Consider the following 17020-nt stretch of genomic DNA (forward strand, 5'->3'; position numbering starts at 1 on the left):
TCATGACCGCTATTCAGTTTATATTGATTGCCATTGCCGCATTTATCGTGCTTGCAGGGCTATTTATGGTCATTCGTAGCTTTAAGCGCCGCAAAAATGCTGAAGCGGTAGCGGTCAATTATGATAAAAACGGTATTCCTATCATACCGCGTCATGAACGCAATATCGTCGATCAGCCAGACTTGGACGATACGGTCGCTGGCGAAACAAGCATCACCCCTGATCGCAGTTATCTAAATGCGGTGGTCGAAGACGAGCCTTTGACCCAATCTCATACCAATGTCGATGCGCAGCTAACAGCTGAGCACGCAGATGTTAATGATGCCGATAGTAACACAATAGATAATGCCGACTATGTGCGCTGGCAAGAAGAGCAACAGCGTGCTGACAACAGCGAGTTTGTAGAAGCCGCTGAGCAGATGCATGTCGAGCAAGAGCAGGATGCATTTTCAAGCTTAATGTCCGCAACTGACAGCTTGATGCCTTCTATTGATACCGCAGACGAGCCAAGCTTCGATAATAACAGTCCGATACTCGATCAGCATCTCTCTGAGCCAGTAGATGAAGCGCAAAACGGTCCATTAATCAATGCCAAAGACAATATTAATATCACCATTTTGCCGCATCAATATCGCGACCGTCCAGCCGCGATTATCCGTGGTCGTGATTTATTGGCGTTAATTGATAAGTATGGTCTGCGCTATGGCGCGATGAATATGTTCCATCGCTATGAGCAAAAAGATGGCACGGGTATGCTATGGTTTAGCATGATGGGTATCACCGATAGCGGTATCGCGCCATTTGATCCGCATAGTGTCGCGACCAATACCTATAATGGTGTGGTGGTATTTTTGTCTTTGCCGCATCCACAAGCGCTGCGTAGCTTCGATAGTATGATGAGTATTGCTTATATGATGGCAAGTGACTTGGACGCCATTATGCTCGATGAAGAGAACGAACCAATCACCCCTGAATACAAACAGCAATTGCGTAACCAAGTTCGCGATTATGAAGGTTAGTTCTAACTGATTAATAAAAGCTGATTCATATTAGCAGTATTAAAAAAGGCAAATAGCGATTGACGTTATTTGCCTTTTTTAGTTCTTGGTTTATGAGTTTTTTATTAGCCTGATTTTCTATAAATTTGGTTTTCAACAGAATCGGTTTTCAACAGAATTAGTTTTCTACAAAATGATATCCGAGTATCCTGCAAACTTGTTATCATATCGGCATCTTGAATCGCAAAGAAAAGACACCGACTATGACTGACCCTATCTCACCGCTTACCTCTAAAAATATCGATACTGCACAATCTACAGACAGTGATAATGCTATCGTCACCCAAATGCGCACGTTTATCGATGCCCTTAAGCAGCATAATTATGCCTATTATGTGCTTGATAATCCCATTTTAGAAGACAGCGAATACGATCAGTTACGCCGCTCTTTATTGGAGCTTGAAGAACAATATCCAGATTTGGTACAGCCAGATAGCCCAATCAATCAAGTTGGCGACATGCCGCTATCTGCTTTTACTCAAGTCATCCATGATATTCCCATGCTCTCGCTCGGTAACGTCTTTGATTATGACGAGTTACATGGCTTTATGCGCCGCGTGAATGATCGTCTCAATGATGCGCAGAAAAACCCTGAATACGAGATGGAGCTAAAGCTAGATGGCTTGGCGGTGTCACTCAAATATGTTTATGGTAAGTTTGTCCAAGCGGTGACACGCGGTGATGGGCAAACCGGGGAGGACATCACTCAAAATGCCAAAACCATTCGCAATTTGCCACTTTGGCTCGTTGCTGCAAGTGAGATTCCGTTATTAGAAGTGCGCGGTGAAGTGCTGATGCCGAAAGCGGGCTTTGAGCGTTTGAATCGCCTTGCTGAAGAAAAGGGCGACAAAACTTTTGCCAATCCACGCAATGCTGCTGCTGGAAGTTTACGTCAGCTTGACCCTGCCATTGCCGCCAGCCGTCCGCTCGCATTTTACTGTTATTCAGTCAATCAAGGGCTACCTGAGCATATCAAAACCCAATCAGCAGCGCTCGCTTGGTTAAAAACCATTGGCTTTACCGTGAGTGCAGTCGAGGTGGTACAAAATCCACGTGAGGCTCAAGCTTATTATGAATCGATAAAGGAGACACGTGGCGAGCTGCCGTTTGAGATTGATGGCATGGTCATCAAGGTCAATAGCTTGGCGTTGCAGCAGCAGCTTGGTTTTTTATCACGTGAGCCGCGCTGGGCAACCGCTTATAAATTCCCTGCCGAAACTGTCATGACACGCTTGCACGCTATCGAATGGCAAGTAGGACGCACGGGCGCGATTACGCCTGTTGGTAAATTAGAACCTGTGAAAGTCGGCGGCGTCACGGTCAGCAATGTCACCTTGCATAACTTTGGTGAAATTCAGCGCTTGGATGTGCGTGCAGGCGATATGGTCAGCGTCCACCGTGCAGGCGATGTGATTCCTAAAGTGACCCGTGTTTGGACAGATCAACGTCCAGAAAATTCTGAACCCGTTAAGTTGCCATCGACCTGCCCAGTATGCGACTCGCCTGTGGTGTTGCCCAAAGATGAAGCGTTGGCGCGTTGCACTGGTGGGCTATTTTGTCCCGCGCAGCAGGTTGAGGCGCTCATCCACTTTGTCTCGCGTCGGGCAATGGATATCGATGGCTTAGGCGCAAGTTGGTTGATTAGCTTTTTTGAACATGGCTTGGTGAAGACAGTCGCTGATATCTATCAATTGCACAATCATCAAGACGAGCTGATTACGCTTGAGAAGCTGGGCGAAAAATCGGTACAAAACATCCTTAGTGCTATCGAAGCCAGTAAGCATACGACATTGGCTCGCTTTATCTATGCGCTGGGTATTCGCGGTGTCGGTGAGACGACGGCGCAGAATTTGGCGCAGCAATTTGGCGACCTCGATAGCCTGATGGCTGCTGATATCGATAAGCTACTGCAAACGCCTGACGTGGGCGCGATCACCGCTGAACTTGCTTATAAATTCTTCCGCGCACCGCATAATATCGAAGTCATCACTGCACTGCGCGAGGCAGGCGTGCACTGGGATAAGGTTGAGCAAGTAGTGTCAGAGGGATTGCCACTCGATGGGCAAACGTGGGTCATTACGGGCGCACTTGATAGCATGGCGCGTGATGAAGCCAAAGCCAAATTACAAGCACTGGGTGCAAAAGTCTCAGGCAGTATCTCGGCAAAAACGACTGCGCTACTGGCAGGTGATAAAGCTGGCTCGAAAATGGCAAAAGCGGAAAAACTGGGCGTTAAGGTAGTGGGCGAGGAAGAGTTTTTGGCGATGGTTGGGGAGTAGGATATGAATATTGATAATTTGAAAGACTTGGATGATAAGACTCGAAAGTTAATTGAGGAGCTGCAGAAAGTTACTCGTGAAAAAGATGGTGACAGAGCATTTTCGAATGCACAGTTAGTAATATTCACTTCTAGCGTTTATAGTAAACAATGCTACATAGGGTTTGAGGCTTTAAGAAGAATAGAAGAAACCGATAATAAAATAGATTACGATTTAGCAAGACTAAATATAGCAGTTACTCAGTACTATTCTTATGAAAATAATATTGATAAAGCATCTGAGATATTAATAGACATGGCTAATAAAAGAAATTTTAAAGCTTTGGATATAGTTGTTTTTCGATTTGGAAAAAAATATATAAAAGAAAAGTGTTATAAAAAGGCAATTGAGTTGTTAGAGGTTATAAAAACATCACATCCTTATGAGGTTAGTTGCTATATTAAGATATGTAAACTACTAGATGATAAATCTACTAATAGTATTGGAGATAGTTATCTACAAGTATTCAATAAGATACAAGAAATAGTAAGAATATTAACAATAAATTTTACAAATTCAGATGATGAAAAACAAAATCATGAAAGAAAGCTAGCTCATTATACTAGCACCGATGTGGCAAATATTTTATTAAATAATAAAAATGAGGAAAAAATAGCTGGTAGCTTACGCCTTAATACAATAAGTAACATGAATGATCCTAGTGAAGGACAGCTGCTTGGAGCTTTCTTAAATGATGTAAAAGATACATCATACGTTATGCCTGAGTTTGACGAAAATAGTCATGCCTTTTTTAGTTGTTTTACTTTCAACCATGATAGTCTCAATCAATTTCGATTGTACGGCAAAAAAGACTATCAAGAAGCTTCTGGTGTAAGCTTGGTATTTAAGAAGAGTTTTTTTGAAAGTAAAAGTATAAGTGGTTTATCATTTTTATCTATGCATAAATATACAAAAGTTGTATTAAATGATGAAAAATATAAAAATGAATCAGATATTTTGGTCTCTAACCAAAAAAATAGTAAAAATTCTGATAGTTTAGTTATTGGTAAACAACCCATTATGCGATGTGTTTATATAGATCCGGAAAGTGGATATATACAATTAGCACAGCGTAATAAACTTACTTTCTATAGAGAGATTTTTGAAGATAAGAAAATAGAAAATGTCTGTATAAAACAAAAAGAAATTCTTCAAAAAAAGGCAAAGGAAAACTGGGGTAAGTATCAATCCGATATGAAAAAAAAGACGATTGATTTTGAAAATTGTTTCACTAGCCTGAAAAAAGACTATAGTAAATTAATTATCAAAAAGAAAAGTATTGAGAAAAATAACCTAGATGTTATGAAAGACTATGAAACATTATTGGATGAAATTATCTTGCCATTGAGATACCTTATAAAGCACTCGGCTTTTCAAGAAGAGCAAGAGTGCCGCATGATATACATTACAACACTAGCTGACCATAAAGTGCAGATGGACTTCGGAAAATTTCTGTACATCGAGTATGAATCAGAAGTAAAAGCGCACTTAGATAAAATCTATATCGCACCTGCTGCGGCTCAGTATAAACCTTACTTAGCAAAATTACTTTGTGATACAAACATAAGAATTGAACTCTCAAACAATCCTTTCCGCTTACCTACCAGCCACTAAAATCAAGAGCGTGCTTTACACCAGTGCACGCCATCTATCTTTGTCCTTCGTACCTTCTTTAGTTAAACCGTACTTTAAGGACAACTCACCAAAACCCGCCACTTATCATTAAACCTAACAAAGTTAACAAGACTGACTCAGATCGCCCTTACCGATGCTTATAAGATAATAGTCATAGTCATAAGAAAAACTATTATCAAGCAGCGAATAAGCAAAACGTAAGGAGCGCGTTATGGCAGACAATACCAATCATCAGTTTGAGTCCGACACTATAGACGACAGTCACAGCCCGCAAGTACAGCATCTTATCGATACCCTACAAGGCGAACATATCGGCAAAGAAGGCGGGCAGTCTGCCATCATTTTTCGTATGGTGATGCCAGACCACCTATGTCCGTTTGGCCTCAAGTCAATCGATGCGCTCAAGCACGCAGGCTATGACATCATTGATCGCCATATCACGACCCAAGATGAGAATACATTGGTCAAAGACACGCTCGGGGTCAAGACCACGCCGCAGACCTTTATTGATGGCAAGCGTGTTGGCGGTAATGATGATCTGCAAGTATTTTTGGGCAATCACGAACCTGAGACAGACGACGACACCACTTACGCGCCGATTATTGCGATATTTGCTGTTACCGCACTCATGACACTGGCATTATGCTGGGCATTTGCCGTCAGCATCTTGTCGATGCAAGCGCTTATGTGGTTTGTCGCGCTGTCCATGTGTGTATTGGCGATTAAAAAGCTTGAGGATTTGGAAGGGTTTACGACTGGGTTTTTGGGCTATGATTTACTCGCACGCCGTGTGGTACGCTATGCCTATGTGTATCCGTTTTTAGAAGCGCTTGCCGGTATCGCTATGCTTGCCGATCAGCCTTGGCTCAATCCGATTGCAGGCCTAGTTGCCTTTATTATCGGTTTGATCGGCGGGGTATCGGTTATTAAAGCCGTCTATATCGATAAGCGCGAGCTAAAATGTGCCTGCGTGGGCGGCGATAGTAACGTGCCACTGGGCGCGATTTCTTTAACCGAAAACGTCATGATGTTCGGTATGGGTGGTTATATGCTGATTCGCGCTTTATTATAATCAAATGGTTTGATGATGCGTAACAAATACATCGAGCTACTCCGCCATCTCACCATGCACCTTCGCTTCACTTTTCTTACCATCAGGCTTGATTTCAATTGGTAATACCAATCCTTTCGCAAAGTCATCGGACAGTACATAATCATAGCTACTGGCAGCGATATCAGGTGTGGTATGAATGATAAGTTTCATATCATTACCATCGGTTAGCTCATGCGAGACATAGCTTTCACTGAGCTGATCCAAGGCTTTCGATAGTGCTTCATTGCTCGCCATGCCTACCGTTAGATTATGCTGAGCCGTAGCATTATCTACCTTGAAATACTCTGCATAATCACGGACATTTTGGCTATCAAGCGCAAACGGATATTGATAATTGGCAGGATCAGCGGGCTTTTCACCGCTCGCCATGACAGACCAGTCGATAGTCTTAGTGGCTGTCGTTGAGGAGTCTGCGGTCGCCACCGCTGGCTCAGAAGCTTGAGCAGCCATTTCAGCACTGTTGTCGCAGCCTGCCAGTGCCCACAGGCTAGCAGTAGCAATTATCATCATATTTATTAGGCGCTTAGCCATCGACGTATCCTCAGTATTATTAATCATAAATAATGTCCTATCAGTGCTATTTTGACAGGTTTCTTGATGCTTCTCTAGACAAAAGCAGCAAACCGTTTATTCTAATTAATACTTGACCTGAATCTGTGGTTTTGGTGCCAGTTTTTATACAGACATTCAGAGTAATATTGCTTAATCAACACGCAAAAAAAACAGCCACCCTATGATGACTGTCTTGTATATGCCGCTGCTTTTTTACGACTGGCACACTGTTTATAGCTAGCTAATTAGATTTGGCAGTTTACTTGATATTCTGTACCGTTTGCCCATTTGATGGCAAAAATACCTTTGTCACCTTTCATGTGCCATGCATAGACAGCTTCTGGGTTTGACTCATTAACGTAGCTTGCGGTATCACCTTGCACGTCACCATTTAAGATGATTGGTTGCTCAGCCCATTTTACTTTAGGCAAGGTCGCATTGAGCATCACTTGTTTTTTATTGATAGATTGTTTAGCCATGATGGTGCTGTCGTCAGTACAGGTATAAGGTGCTGGTGCCATACGATCATAAGCGGCATCGGTGACGCTTTCTGATGCAGGCGTGTTTGATGCATTTGGCGTAGTAGGAGCCGTGGTCGCACAAGCACTTAATAGGGCAAGGGTAGGTAGAGCAACAGCAAATTTAGTTAGGGTGTTCATGGCATTCTCCAAATATGTAAAAATCATAATGTATTTATTTTTAACAATGCGTTAAGCATATAGCGCATATGGTAACGAAAACAGCGCTTGAAGAATGTTAGAAATTGTTTGTTACGTGTTCATTAAGTTACTTAATCACTGACTAATGTAACGCTTCATTTGGCGCATTTTAGTCGGTATTTAAGCATCAATGATCAATTAATTAAGAAATAAGGCGATTCAAATGACAAAGCGCCTATCGACCTTTTGATCGATAGACGCTTTTTTTAATGAGCTTAAATAAGTGTTTGTCACTCATTTAGGCATCTGCATTTAGCAATGAGACACAGCGCTTTAACTACTTGGTTTTACGTGGTGGCAGACCAGTATGTTGCGTTTGGAAATTGCCTTTGCTCACGCGCTTCTTGGTATTTTTGCTGACCGTATTTTGACCCGCAGTGCCTTTAGCTGATGAGCTATTGGCTGACGAATTATTATTACGCTTCACCGAGTCATTACCCAAGCGGCTGTTCTTTTTACGTGCTGATTGATAGCTGTCTTGTGCCGCATCGCGCCCTTCTAAACTGGCGTTAAACGGCGGGATTAAGCAGCCACGGTTTTTACCAATCAAATCACCACGACCCATATCTTGCAGGGCTTTACGCAACATGACCCAGTTTTTTGGATCATGATAACGTAGGAATGCTTTGTGTAATTTACGTTGTTTACCAGATTTGACGATATCCATGTCACCTTCATCACGGCTGATCTTATGCAGTGGATCTTTATGCGTGTGATACATGGTGGTCGCTGTCGCCATCGGGCTAGGATAAAACGCTTGCACTTGGTCAGCGCGGTAGCCATGGCTTTTTAGCCATAGTGCAAGGTTCATCATATCCTCGTCTTTAGTGCCTGGATGCGCGGCAATAAAGTAAGGAATCAGATACTGCTCTTTGCCAGCTTCTTGGCTGTACTGTTCAAACATGGCTTTGAATTTATCATAGCTGCCCATGCCCGGCTTCATCATTTTCGATAAGACGTTTTCTTCTGAATGTTCAGGCGCAATTTTTAGATAACCACCGACATGATGGCTGACCAATTCTTTGACGTATTCTGGATCTTTTACCGCCAAGTCATAACGCAAGCCAGAGGCTATGAGAATCTTTTTCACGCCTTTGATATCACGGGCTTTGCGATACAGCTTGGTCAAATTACTGTGATCGGTAATTAGGTTTTCGCAGACGTCAGGATAGACACAAGAAGGCTTACGGCAGTTCTTTTCAATGGTTTCGTCTTTACAGTTTAGACGATACATATTGGCTGTTGGTCCACCAAGGTCGGATATCACCCCAGTGAAGTTCGGTGCGGTATCACGAATGGCTTCGACTTCACGTAGGATAGACTCTTCTGAGCGGTTTTGGATAATGCGTCCTTCGTGCTCAGTGATTGAGCAAAAAGTACAACCACCAAAGCAGCCGCGCATGATATTCACAGAAAACTTAATCATGTCATAAGCAGGGATGCGTGCATCGCCATAGCTTGGATGCGGCAAACGTGCGTACGGCAAGTCAAACACATAATCCATCTCTTCAGTCGAGAGTGGAATCGGTGGCGGATTGAGCCAGACATCGATGGAGGTGTGTGAGTTACCAGCACCGCTACTATGACGTTGCACAAGGGCGCGGGCATTACCCGGATTGGTCTCAAGATGTAAGATACGGCTGGCATGAGCATATAAAACAGGGTCAGATTTGACGTGCTCATAATCAGGCAGACGAATGACCGTCTTTTCACGTGGTGGCATTTTTAGTTTATGCTTACGCGCCGTCATTGGCTTATCAAAACCACGCATTTGCACCACTTGCGTCTCTTCGTCAACTTGCTCAGCATTTAGAATTTTATTGGCAACTGGTTCAGACACAAATCCTGGATATTGCCCTGCCATTCCCGACATGGCTTGCCCAACTGGTGAATCACTAGGCTTGTCTTGCTCGATTGAGCATTGATCCACGTCTTCGGTCATCACATACGGATTGATAATTGGGTCAACACGGCCAACGGTATCGACGTCATTACTAGCGACTTCAGTCATATCGTCTTGCCAATGGCGGCGCGTTGGTGTCAATAGATATGACGTGCCACGCAATTTGCTCATTTGCTCAAAGCTATAGCCTTTTGATAAGCCATGTACCACATCGACGATGGCACGTTCAGCATTACCGTACAATAAAACATCGGCACGGGCATCCATCAAAATACTACGGCGGACTTTATCCGACCAGTAATCATAATGAGCGATACGGCGCAGACTGCCTTCGATACCGCCTAGGATAATTGGCACATCAGGATAAGCTTCGCGGCAGCGCTGGCTATAGACGATAGCGGCGCGGTCAGGGCGCTTATTTGCCACATTGCCCGGCGAGTACGCATCATCGCTACGAATCTTGCGATCGGCGGTATAGCGGTTGATCATGCTGTCCATGTTGCCTGCGGTCACGCCATAAGCATAGACAGGTTTGCCCAATTCCATAAAGGCATCTTTGCTCTTCCAATCTGGCTGAGCAATGATACCCACACGAAAGCCTTGTGACTCTAGTAAACGACCGATAATCGCCATGCCAAAGCTTGGATGATCGACATAAGCATCGCCTGAAATGATGATGACATCACAGGCATCCCAGCCCAAATCGTCCATCTCTTTGCGGCTCATTGGCAAATAAGGCGCAGGCTCATAGCAGCTCGCCCAATGTTTGTCGTAGTCGTAAAGTGGTTTGGTGCCTTGTTTGAAGGCGGTGCGGGCGATGGTATCGGCAGACATGAGCGGACCTGTTAATTAGAAAAATGGCACTAAAAAAAGCCGTTATTCATTAAAAATATTAACGGCTAATTTAAAAGCGCTCATTTTAACATGAATTACGCTCATGATGTGATAAACGATTAGCGATAAGTTATTGATAGTTTAAGTAATCTATGAATAAAAAGGCTTCTAGGAACTAATAATTTTTTTGTTCTAAATCATCGTTTATAGTAAGGATTTACTACTCTAATAATTGAAAAGGGAAAGTAACCACGTCAAAAGCTAAGGCAAAGGGTAATAAGACCAATTTTTGCGCCGTATTTGCGCCACGACGAGACACTTGGTTTTGCTGGCTTTGTGTATAAAAACTGACCGTATAAGGTTTGCTCAAGGCGCGATAATTCGACTGAATCATGCTTAGATTACTGACTTGCGGATAGATAGCACCTTTCACAGGAACACTAAAGCAAAAGCGCTGAGCATTGATACGCTGGTCGCTGTCTGATGTGCACTCGCGGCCATTATTTTGTAAAAAGAATTGATAGTCAGAGCGTTTAAATTCATCTTTTAATTTAGCATAAGATAGCTTCATCTCACCCTGAAAATAGCCGTCGTTATTGGGTACATAAAAACTCATGTCGTTATCGACGTGGATGTTTTTTGGCGTTAAGTTGGTCAATAAACCCACCATCTCCGTTCCGCCTTGAGTCAGCACATAGCTATTTTTTTCACCAACGATAACCATGGTCGCATTTGGCATTTTTGGCAATGCTTGTGCAGGACGACCAAAAGCCACGATTTGATCTTCCGACAAAACACTTTTAGTTGTCGTTGTGCTGACATGACTGTTACTGTCTAATAATGAGCTGGTGGCACATCCTGAGCTGGCGAGCAATGCCGCAAGTGATGCGCCGGTTATCACTGTTTTAAAGCTTAATGTTCTTGGGTTTAGTGTTTTTAGACTGAATGCTTTTAGATTCAATATTTTCACCGCCATGTGATTAAGCTTTTCTTTATTCATAGAACCTGTGTTCTTAATCATGCTAAGGCTTCCTTGTCTATTATGCGATGGACTATTGGCGTGGCATTTATTATTTATTGCCAAACTTTCGTTGATATCGTACCTTGTTTGACCGCGACTTATCTACTCTTAATTAGCTCAATAAACCAATGCTTGTTGAGATTGTTAATCCAATAAAATCTTTGTGCCACTTTTAGTAAAATTCATCACAAATTGGCTTTTAAAGTTGTGCACATTATTCTCATAGGTAAGCAACCCAGTCGTGAATCGATGGTAATCACTCATATTTTTGGCATTGACCATCAACATAAAATCCGCATCACCCGACACCTCATAACAGCTCATCACTTGTGGCTGTGTATTCATCAAGCGCTCAAACCGATGTTGCATCGAGGTATTTGAGCGCGCCATCTCTATCATCACCACGGCAGTCAGTCCGTAGCCCACCTTATTTGGGTCAACGATAGCGACTTGTTTGGTAATGACGCCGTTGCTTATTAATGCTTGAATACGGCGCTGGGCAGTAGCGATGGACACATGCACTTGTTCTGCCACGGTTTTCAATGGCAAAGTCGCATCGTCCTGTAATAAATTTAAAATCGCTTTGTCGATATCATCTAAAACTTGGCTCATAGTGTTCTCTCTTTTAGAAAGCGTTTCATTCACTGGATTTTTTATAATTATTATCACTATAAGTCAAAATTTAAGAAAATATTTAGTTTTAAAGGTTATAAAAGATAAATTTACTTATAAATAGACTTTTATTAGAAATAATATCTCACCACTACTCATTAAAATAGACGCTATTAATCAAGGTTTAACAACCAAAGCTTAGCCATAACAAATAAAAGCTAATAACTGGTTTTCTAATGTCTATTTAAATTTACGGTGCTTTTATGTCTACTTCAATGCTTTCTACTGTCTTCGCAAATACGCTAGCAACCACTGTCTCGCGCTTGCCATTGCCAGCGGTTTGGACGGCGGGTAGCGAACAGCAACGCACATTAATATTGGGCGTAGTTTTAGCGGTGTTGTCGAATTTATTATTTGGCGTACTTTATGCTTATAGCAGCTTTCTAGCGCCATTGTCAGGTACGCAAGTCTTTATCTGGCGGATGCTAGCGATGTGGGTGGCGTTGGTGGGATATTTGCTGGTTAGTGGGCGCTTGGGTTTGCACATCGATAAGCTCAAAGCGCTAGGCACAGTTAAACAATGGGCTTGGTTGTTATTACCAACGCCGATATTCTTAAGCCAGTTTTGGTTATTTATGTGGGCGCCAGTCAACGGGCAGGGCGTACAAACCGCGATGGGTTATTTTTTATTTCCGCTTATGATGGTGGTGTTTGGTTGCGTACTATTCGGTGAAAAGTTAAGCCGCTTACAATGGCTAGCGGTGGCTTTTGCAGCAGTGGGTGTGTGCAGTGAAATCATTCGTACGCAAAGTGTCTCTTGGGCAACGCTTTGGGTCTGCGGCACCTATCCTATTTATTACATTTTACGCCGTCTGCAAGGGATTGGCGCGGTCACTGGATTATTGGTTGATTTAACGATATTCGCGCCATTTGCTGTGGCCTATTTATGTCTATTTGCGCCGAGTAGTTTAAGCTTAGTGAGCGGTTCTGGCTTTTTTATCCTGATGCTGGCAGGACTCGGTGTCATGAGCGTGCTTGCGATGAAAACCAACGTTGATGCCAGTCAGATGCTGCCAGTAAACGTCTATGGCATGATGAGCTATTTGGAGCCTGCATTATTATTCATATTGGCAATCACCGTATTAGGCAACCCGTTTGAATCGGCGATGATTTATAGCTATGGTTTGATTTGGCTGGGTATCGCTTGTCTGATTATGCATGGTATACGTCAATTACGCAGTGCTCATAAACAATCAAAAACGACAAAGATTGCGCCAGTTGTTTGAGGGTTGATAAGTAAAATAGATTGAACAAATAAAAAACGGACGATTCAGCATAAAGTTGAGTCGTCCGTTTTTTAAAGATTAAAAATCTTTCTAAAGCGATGTTTAATCTAAATGCTGTTTAAAGCCACGCTGCTTATCACGTTCCCAATCACGGTCTTTAAGCGTTTTGCGTTTGTCATGCTGTTTTTTACCCAGTGCCAAGCCAATTTGACATTTCACCAGCGAGTTTTTCCAATAGCAGGATAATGGTACACAGGCATAGCCTTTTTGGTTGACTGCGCCCATTAATTTCTCGATTTCGCGACGATTGAGCAGCAGTTTACGGGTACGGATACTATCAGGACTGACATGCGTCGAGCTGGATAGCAGCGGCTGAATATGCGCGCCAAATAGGAATGCTTCATTATTACGGAAGATAATATAAGCTTCAGTGATGGTCATTTTACCCGCGCGAATGGCCTTGACTTCCCAGCCTTGTAACGCCAATCCTGCCTCAAACGTTTCTTCAATAAAGTACTCATGACGAGCCTTTTTATTGGCACAAATTTGATTGTCCGGTTTTTTTGATTTTTTTGACATAATTTCTCCATAAGGACTGCCTAAAAATACAAAGTCCTTATCTGACTAGTCCTACTGATTCCTCATCCTAACTCAATAAATGGCATTGTCTTTTATTTGGTTTATAAAATGGATGAGTCGAACCGCCTATTGTAGCAAAGCCTCTAACAAAAATGTAAGTCGGCTATTAGGACAAATGTAGCCAATATAGCCGAAGTCATTTAAGGTGGGTACACAGCAATCGAGCGCAAACAGAAGACTGAGTACATTAAGTGAGGTTAAGGCGGTAACTATTTACAAATGCATCGACGATAAGTATTAAGTTTGAGCAAAATTTGCTAGCATATAGCCTACTATTACTGACCCTATTAGCCACGCTATGAGCCACTCTACTTCTGCTAACTCCTCAAAGCTGCACACCAGAATTTTATATCCTGGTACCTTTGATCCTATTACCAATGGTCATGTGGACTTGGTCACACGCGCCACCAAACTGTTTGATGAGGTTGTTATTGCGGTTGCCTCAGGACATCACAAAAAGCCTTTATTTAACTTTGAGGAGCGCGTCGCCTTAGTTGAGACGGTATTTGCTGACTTGCCGCAAGTATCCGTTGTGGGTTTTGAAGGTCTACTCGTTGATTTTATGCGTGAAAAAAATGCTACTGCTGTCTTACGAGGTCTGCGCGCTATGTCAGATTTTGAGTATGAATTTCAACTCGCTAATATGAACCGTGAGCTTGATGAAAATTTTGAAGCGGTGTTTTTGACGCCGTCGCAAAATTATTCCTTTATCTCATCAACCATGATTCGAGAAATCGCCAAGCTCGGCGGTGATGTGACTAAATTTGTCCCGCCATGTGTCTCACAAGCGTTTGCTGAAAAACTCAATCTTAAATAGCCAAATACCTGCTGACAATCAAGGTGTATTGAACATTCAACTACGCATCGAAATAGGCAAAGTGCTCAGTTTCGATTGCTATCAGTAAAATATAAGGAACAGTTTATGGCGTTATTAATTACTGATGAATGCATCAACTGTGATGTGTGCGAGCCTGCTTGCCCAAACGAAGCCATCTCAGAAGGTGATGATATCTATGTCATCGACCCTGATTTATGCACGGAATGCGTCGGTCATTTTGATGAGCCACAATGCGTGGTTATTTGTCCGGTTGATTGTATTCCTCATGACCCTAACCACGTCGAAACCGAAAGCGATTTGTTGTCCAAATACAAACGCATTACGGGTCAATAAGTGGCTCGCACTATTGATAATATTGGGGTTCAAAGCGCTTTAGGGACAATGTAATGACGATAAATTCAAACCATATAACAAGCGACTTTGATCAGCAACATCTTTGGCATCCGTATGCCAGCCTGCCACCCCTTTATCCTAATATCGTAATTGATCGTGCTGAAGGTATTTATATCATTACCGAAGATGGCACGCGCCTTATTGATGGCATGTCGTCATGGTGGGCGAGCGTTCATGGCTACAATCATCCAGAGTTAAATAATGCGCTTACCAATCAATTGGGTAAAATGGCGCATGTTATGTTTGGTGGTTTGACCCATCAGCCCGCGATAGATTTGGGTAAAAGACTGCTCGACATTGTGCCTGCTGGACTCGATGCGATATTTTATGCTGATAGTGGCAGTATCGCGGTAGAAGTCGCTCTCAAGATGGCATTGCAGTATCAAATTGCTGCCCAATATCCGCAAAAGTGCCAATTTGCCTCGAGCCATTCTGGTTATTATGGTGATACGTGGCATGCGATGAGTGTTTGTGATCCTATCAATGGTATGCACAGCTTATATGGCAAACAATTACCGATGCAGCATTTCGTTGCTGCACCGCCGACAGGCTTTGAGCGTGATTTAACCCAAAGTGAGTGTGAGGCATTAACTGAATTTTTTGTTAAAAATAGCGATCAGCTTGCGGGTTTCATTATCGAGCCAATTATCCAAGGCGCGGGCGGCATGCGCTTTTATAGTCCTCAGTATTTGCAACTATTACGACAGCTGTGTGATGAGCATGAGGTGCTGCTGATTGCGGATGAAATCGCCACTGGTTTTGGGCGTAGTGGTAAGTTATTTGCTTGTGAGCATGCCAAGATCAGCCCTGATATCATGACAATTGGCAAAGCATTGACGGGCGGCTATATGACCTTTGCCGCAACCCTATGTACGCGTCATATTGCCGATACCATTAGCCAAAGTGCTTATCCAGCCCTCATGCATGGCCCTACATTTATGGGTAATCCACTGGCATGTGCCGTCGCTTGTGCGTCGATTGATTTGATTTTGTCTTATGATATCGAAACACGCACGGCAAATATGCAATCTGTAATGGAAGAGCAGCTTGCGCCAGCGGCAATGTTAGAAGGTGTCACTGAGGTACGCTGTTTGGGTGCGGTAGCCGTTATTGAGCTGGATAATGCCGTTGATATGCCTACTTTTCAAACGTTGCTCATTGATAATGGCATTTGGGTTAGACCTTTTGGTAAGTTGGTCTACATCATGCCGCCTTATATCATCACTGATGACGAGCTTGAGACTTTATGCCAAGCGCTATTAAAAGTGGTGCGCGCTTATTTATCCAGTCAAGTGCAAGTTTAAAGATAAGGAAAAGTTAAATCATGAGTGTTTTATTTGTTTCAGGCATCGATACTGATATTGGCAAAACATATGCCACTGGAATGATTGCTAAAGCCCTAATGCAAAAAGGCATCAAGGTCATCACCCAAAAGCTGGTGCAGACGGGCGTGGCAATCAATCCTGATAACGGCGATATGAACATTGCCGACGATATTATTATCCATCGTCAGCTGATGAACCTTCCGTTGCAACCTTGCGACCTTGATTTTACCACTTGTCCTTACCGCTATGAAAAACCAGCGTCACCGCATTTATCTGCCGCGCTTGCAAAAGATATCTTAAATCCCAATTTAATTACTGACGCGACCAAAGCGTTACAGGCGGATTATGAGGTAGTGTTATTAGAGGGGGCGGGCGGCTTGATGGTGCCGATCACTGAGCAATTATTAACCTTAGATTATATTGCTGATAAAGGGTATCCAGTTATCCTTGTGACTTCTGGTCGCTTGGGCAGTATTAACCATACTTTGCTTAGTTTGCAGGCAATAAAACTTCGCGGTTTAGAAGTTCATAGTGTGATTTATAACCATATTCATGATAATGCTGCTCAGACGGATACGGAGATAGCCGCTAGTACGATAGAATTTTTGCAAAACTATTTAGCTGAGCATTATCCAACAGCGCATTGGTTATCCTTATCTGTGCAAGATGATTTGCATCAAGTCGCAATGAGTTTGCCCAATACTTTTATCGATAAGCTAAAATAAGTCAAAATTTCGTTCCCTATGTCGATACTATTTTGCTATACTAGCGCG

Annotated in this window: 15 protein-coding genes; 9 read left to right on the forward strand and 6 right to left on the reverse strand. The window is 42.9% G+C overall.

The features are described from left to right. Positions 1 to 2: 2 nt before the first annotated feature. From JMX93_RS08190 to JMX93_RS08205, 4 genes are all read left to right on the forward strand, one after another. On the forward strand, positions 3 to 1019 hold the full coding sequence (locus JMX93_RS08190) for a cell division protein ZipA (RefSeq protein ID WP_499204414.1): 1017 nt from the start codon (positions 3 to 5) through the stop codon (positions 1017 to 1019). Between the two features lie 242 nt (positions 1020 to 1261). Further along, on the forward strand, positions 1262 to 3337 hold the full coding sequence (ligA, locus tag JMX93_RS08195; RefSeq protein ID WP_499204415.1) for an NAD-dependent DNA ligase LigA: 2076 nt from the start codon (positions 1262 to 1264) through the stop codon (positions 3335 to 3337). Positions 3338 to 3340: 3 nt separating this feature from the next. After that, entirely contained in the window at positions 3341 to 4990 is a 1650-nt protein-coding gene (locus tag JMX93_RS08200; RefSeq protein WP_193013248.1) for a hypothetical protein, read from the forward strand. Positions 4991 to 5222: 232 nt separating this feature from the next. Continuing rightward, positions 5223 to 6083, forward strand: a complete 861-nt coding sequence (locus tag JMX93_RS08205; protein WP_226914700.1) for a MauE/DoxX family redox-associated membrane protein — start codon at positions 5223 to 5225, stop codon at positions 6081 to 6083. Positions 6084 to 6119: 36 nt separating this feature from the next. Here the strand turns inward: JMX93_RS08205 and JMX93_RS08210 are convergent, their stop codons facing one another. From JMX93_RS08210 to JMX93_RS08230, 5 genes are all read right to left on the reverse strand, one after another. Further along, the gene (locus tag JMX93_RS08210; protein ID WP_226914698.1) at positions 6120 to 6683 is read right to left on the reverse strand and encodes a hypothetical protein; all 564 of its coding nucleotides are present in this window, start codon (positions 6681 to 6683) and stop codon (positions 6120 to 6122) included. 239 nt (positions 6684 to 6922) lie between these two features. Next, entirely contained in the window at positions 6923 to 7336 is a 414-nt protein-coding gene (locus JMX93_RS08215) for a hypothetical protein (RefSeq protein ID WP_193013247.1), read from the reverse strand. 337 nt (positions 7337 to 7673) lie between these two features. Beyond that, positions 7674 to 10133, reverse strand: a complete 2460-nt coding sequence (locus tag JMX93_RS08220) for a YgiQ family radical SAM protein (protein ID WP_193013246.1) — start codon at positions 10131 to 10133, stop codon at positions 7674 to 7676. 220 nt (positions 10134 to 10353) lie between these two features. Continuing rightward, the gene (locus JMX93_RS08225; protein WP_499204416.1) at positions 10354 to 11154 is read right to left on the reverse strand and encodes a YidX family protein; all 801 of its coding nucleotides are present in this window, start codon (positions 11152 to 11154) and stop codon (positions 10354 to 10356) included. A gap of 144 nt (positions 11155 to 11298) precedes the next feature. Then, positions 11299 to 11766 carry an Lrp/AsnC family transcriptional regulator gene (locus tag JMX93_RS08230; protein ID WP_193013245.1) on the reverse strand — a complete coding sequence of 156 codons (468 nt, stop codon included), beginning with the start codon at positions 11764 to 11766 and terminating at the stop codon, positions 11299 to 11301. A gap of 263 nt (positions 11767 to 12029) precedes the next feature. On the opposite strand from JMX93_RS08230, the gene rarD reads away from it, so the two are divergent. Further along, on the forward strand, positions 12030 to 13052 hold the full coding sequence (gene rarD / locus JMX93_RS08235) for an EamA family transporter RarD (protein WP_499204417.1): 1023 nt from the start codon (positions 12030 to 12032) through the stop codon (positions 13050 to 13052). Between the two features lie 102 nt (positions 13053 to 13154). Here the strand turns inward: rarD and smpB are convergent, their stop codons facing one another. Next, positions 13155 to 13631 (reverse strand): SsrA-binding protein SmpB, encoded by a 477-nt coding sequence (gene smpB / locus JMX93_RS08240; RefSeq protein ID WP_193013243.1) that lies wholly within the window; start codon positions 13629 to 13631, stop codon positions 13155 to 13157. A gap of 358 nt (positions 13632 to 13989) precedes the next feature. Between smpB and coaD the strand changes: the two genes are divergently transcribed. From coaD to bioD, 4 genes are all read left to right on the forward strand, one after another. After that, entirely contained in the window at positions 13990 to 14508 is a 519-nt protein-coding gene (gene coaD, locus JMX93_RS08245; protein WP_060490411.1) for a pantetheine-phosphate adenylyltransferase, read from the forward strand. 105 nt (positions 14509 to 14613) lie between these two features. Further along, positions 14614 to 14862: a YfhL family 4Fe-4S dicluster ferredoxin gene (locus tag JMX93_RS08250; RefSeq protein WP_021814308.1), complete on the forward strand. Its 249-nt coding sequence runs from the start codon at positions 14614 to 14616 to the stop codon at positions 14860 to 14862. Positions 14863 to 14915: 53 nt separating this feature from the next. Then, the gene (bioA, locus tag JMX93_RS08255; RefSeq protein ID WP_499204418.1) at positions 14916 to 16226 is read left to right on the forward strand and encodes an adenosylmethionine--8-amino-7-oxononanoate transaminase; all 1311 of its coding nucleotides are present in this window, start codon (positions 14916 to 14918) and stop codon (positions 16224 to 16226) included. Positions 16227 to 16246: 20 nt separating this feature from the next. Beyond that, positions 16247 to 16972: a dethiobiotin synthase gene (bioD, locus tag JMX93_RS08260; protein ID WP_499204419.1), complete on the forward strand. Its 726-nt coding sequence runs from the start codon at positions 16247 to 16249 to the stop codon at positions 16970 to 16972. Positions 16973 to 17020: the final 48 nt, after the last annotated feature.

Source organism: Psychrobacter muriicola 2pS (assembly GCF_904846535.1).
Lineage (GTDB): Bacteria > Pseudomonadota > Gammaproteobacteria > Pseudomonadales > Moraxellaceae > Psychrobacter > Psychrobacter aquimaris.

Coding starts and splice junctions, on each gene's coding strand:
- bioA (WP_499204418.1), top strand. CDS start 14,916: ATGACGATAAATTCAAACCATATAACAAGCGACTTTGATCAGCAACAT.
- rarD (WP_499204417.1), top strand. CDS start 12,030: ATGTCTACTTCAATGCTTTCTACTGTCTTCGCAAATACGCTAGCAACC.
- JMX93_RS08220 (WP_193013246.1), bottom strand. CDS start 10,133: ATGTCTGCCGATACCATCGCCCGCACCGCCTTCAAACAAGGCACCAAA.
- JMX93_RS08215 (WP_193013247.1), bottom strand. CDS start 7,336: ATGAACACCCTAACTAAATTTGCTGTTGCTCTACCTACCCTTGCCCTA.
- JMX93_RS08200 (WP_193013248.1), top strand. CDS start 3,341: ATGAATATTGATAATTTGAAAGACTTGGATGATAAGACTCGAAAGTTA.
- JMX93_RS08190 (WP_499204414.1), top strand. CDS start 3: ATGACCGCTATTCAGTTTATATTGATTGCCATTGCCGCATTTATCGTG.
- JMX93_RS08205 (WP_226914700.1), top strand. CDS start 5,223: ATGGCAGACAATACCAATCATCAGTTTGAGTCCGACACTATAGACGAC.
- JMX93_RS08230 (WP_193013245.1), bottom strand. CDS start 11,766: ATGAGCCAAGTTTTAGATGATATCGACAAAGCGATTTTAAATTTATTA.
- coaD (WP_060490411.1), top strand. CDS start 13,990: ATGAGCCACTCTACTTCTGCTAACTCCTCAAAGCTGCACACCAGAATT.
- ligA (WP_499204415.1), top strand. CDS start 1,262: ATGACTGACCCTATCTCACCGCTTACCTCTAAAAATATCGATACTGCA.
- bioD (WP_499204419.1), top strand. CDS start 16,247: ATGAGTGTTTTATTTGTTTCAGGCATCGATACTGATATTGGCAAAACA.
- JMX93_RS08250 (WP_021814308.1), top strand. CDS start 14,614: ATGGCGTTATTAATTACTGATGAATGCATCAACTGTGATGTGTGCGAG.
- JMX93_RS08225 (WP_499204416.1), bottom strand. CDS start 11,154: ATGATTAAGAACACAGGTTCTATGAATAAAGAAAAGCTTAATCACATG.
- smpB (WP_193013243.1), bottom strand. CDS start 13,631: ATGTCAAAAAAATCAAAAAAACCGGACAATCAAATTTGTGCCAATAAA.
- JMX93_RS08210 (WP_226914698.1), bottom strand. CDS start 6,683: ATGATTAATAATACTGAGGATACGTCGATGGCTAAGCGCCTAATAAAT.